This is a genomic window from Thauera sp. AutoDN2, from assembly GCF_051280715.1.
In the GTDB taxonomy this organism is placed as follows: domain Bacteria; phylum Pseudomonadota; class Gammaproteobacteria; order Burkholderiales; family Rhodocyclaceae; genus Thauera.
In genome coordinates, this window is the sequence record NZ_JBNCAR010000083.1 from 1 (window position 1) to 2,326 (window position 2,326).

Below are 2,326 nucleotides of genomic sequence, written 5' to 3' on the forward strand. Positions count from 1 at the left end.
CCATCGCCTGGCGCAGCGCCCGGGCAGCTACGTGATCCTCAAGTACGTGCGCCCGGTCATCAAGCGCCGCGACACGCAGACGATCCACTGCCCGGCGGCGCCCGCCGGGGTGATCGAGGGCAGCCGCGCCGACGTAAGTTTCCTGGTTGGGCTGCTGCTCGACAAGTTCGCCTGGCACCTGCCGCTGTACCGCCAGCATCAGCGCCTGGCCGATGCGGGCATCACGGTCAGCCGCGCCTGGCTCACGCAGCTGGCTGCGCAGGCGGCCGCGCTGCTCACGCCGATCTACGAGGCGCAGCTCGCGTCGATCCGGGCCAGCCGCGTCAAGGCCATGGACGAGACCCCGATCAAGGCCGGGCGGGCCAGCCCGGGCAAGATGAAGGCCTGCTACTTCTGGCCGGTCTATGGCGAGCTGCACGAGATCTGCTTCCCGTTCTTCGACAGCCGCGCGCACAGCAACGTCGAGAAGGTGCTCGGGCTCAAACCCACCGAAGGGGGTGTGCTGCTCTCGGACGGCTATGGCGCCTACGAGACCTACGCGAGCAAGACCGGGCTCACGCACGCGCAATGCTGGACGCACTGCCGGCGCGAATTCATCAACGCCGAAGCGGCCGAACCCGAGTTGGCAGCCAAGGCGCTCGAGTTCATCGGCGCGCTCTACGCGGTCGAAGCGAAGATCCGCGACGACAAGCTCAAGAGCGAGGCCAAGCGCGAGTACCGGCTCGATCACGCCCGTCCGATCGTTACGGCCTTCTTCACCTGGGTGCAGGAGCGTCTGGACGCGCAGGGGCTGCTGCCGAGCAGCCCGCTGACCAAGGCGCTGATCTACGCGCACAAGCGACGAGCGGCACTGGAAGTGTTCCTGGCCGACCCGGATGTGCCGATCGATACCAACCACCTCGAACGGGCGCTACGGCCGATTCCGATCGGTCGGAAAAACTGGATGTTCAGCTGGACCGAGCTCGGCGCCCAGCACGTCGGCGTCGTCCAGAGCCTGATTGCGACCTGTCGGCTGCATGAAGTCGATCCGTACGACTATCTTGTCGACGTACTGCAGCGCGTCGGCCAGCATCCGGCCGCCGACGTCGCGCAACTCACGCCCAGACTGTGGAAGCAGCACTTCGGGAAAGCGCCGTTGCGCTCGGATATCTCAAGGCGCGCTGGTTAGCAACGACGCCGCTGGGTGAGCGCTTACTTGGCTTCTATCACCTTCGGCATCAAAAATCTGTTGATACGCCATTGAGAGCCTATTCTTATTAGCTACCTCAATCTAAATGTCCTGAGTGAGCGGTTGTGTTTTCACCCACTGATCATAAGAGACAAACCTTTTATCTCGGCCGATGCTCTCTAGTAGACCATCCAAGACTTTATGGTCTTTGATATCTTCCTCAAAAGTTGGTGAATTTTGATGAGCGATAGAATAGGCCGAAATTATCGTACCTCCCTGAGTCCAATATATTTTTCCATTCTCTTCTCCAGCTAGTCGGCAATCAATGAGTGCATCAATTCCGTGGTTTAAATACTCTACCTCCCGACTACTGAGGCCGGTTTGAAGATATGGCTTGAACGTTTTCGTTGCGTTCTCGAAAATAGAGCGCCGAGTAACGCCGGCCTCATTCTGGCCAAGCTCAGCTTGTCTAATGGCCGTCAAGAAAGTCAATGCAACAATTACGCTATCAGATATGGGCGCGCGCCCTTTTATAGACTCAGAAGAGTCTCGAACGCTCATGTCCCTAGGCGTGAAGCTTAGCGGCTTCTCCTCGCGCGCAGAGGGTATCGCGGCCTTTTCACTGTCAGCCGCCACCTCTACTCCATCAATTACAGACTTCGTTTGAAAGAAGCCCGTTAGAACCATGACTATCGCCGCCAAAATCGAAGCGGGTATAAAGCCAAGCGGCTTTGTTAGAAGCCCAATTATCAGAATTGCGGCAATTACCCTGAAAGCATTCATTTATTGGCTCCATAAATTCCACAACGAAGACTAAGATGAGTGAGGTTAGATGCTAAGACTTTTCCGCCGACAACTCCGCCGCATAAAACTGGAGCGCCGGATGATATGCCATGCAAACTTCTGCTTGAAATCAGAAAATATCCGCAAGGAAAAATAACACGACAGAAGAACGAAGCCATCGACGTTATCGGCCCATGTACGCTCAGGCGGATAGCATAGCGCCTCGCCCGGATGGCTGCTATCGGGATTGGGTGGTCAGCGACAGCTTCTGGCCGAATAGTACGCTGTGGGCATCTTCCCCGATAGCCGCCGCACGCCACGGGCTCAAGAATCAGACTCCGATCAACAACAAGGAGTCTGTCATGGAAACCCGAG

2 protein-coding genes are annotated in these 2,326 nt (G+C 57.7%); one reads left to right on the plus strand and one right to left on the minus strand.

What is annotated here, in order from left to right; genetic code table 11:
- Positions 1–1,168, plus strand: a 1,168-nt coding sequence (tnpC, locus tag ACPT9U_RS17515; RefSeq protein ID WP_435751893.1) for an IS66 family transposase, incomplete at its 5' end; no start/stop codon positions are given.
- 102 nt (positions 1,169–1,270) lie between these two features.
- Here tnpC and ACPT9U_RS17520 read toward each other — a convergent pair.
- Positions 1,271–1,951: a hypothetical protein gene (locus ACPT9U_RS17520; RefSeq protein ID WP_282811710.1), complete on the minus strand. Its 681-nt coding sequence runs from the start codon at positions 1,949–1,951 to the stop codon at positions 1,271–1,273.
- Positions 1,952–2,326 lie beyond the last annotated feature (375 nt).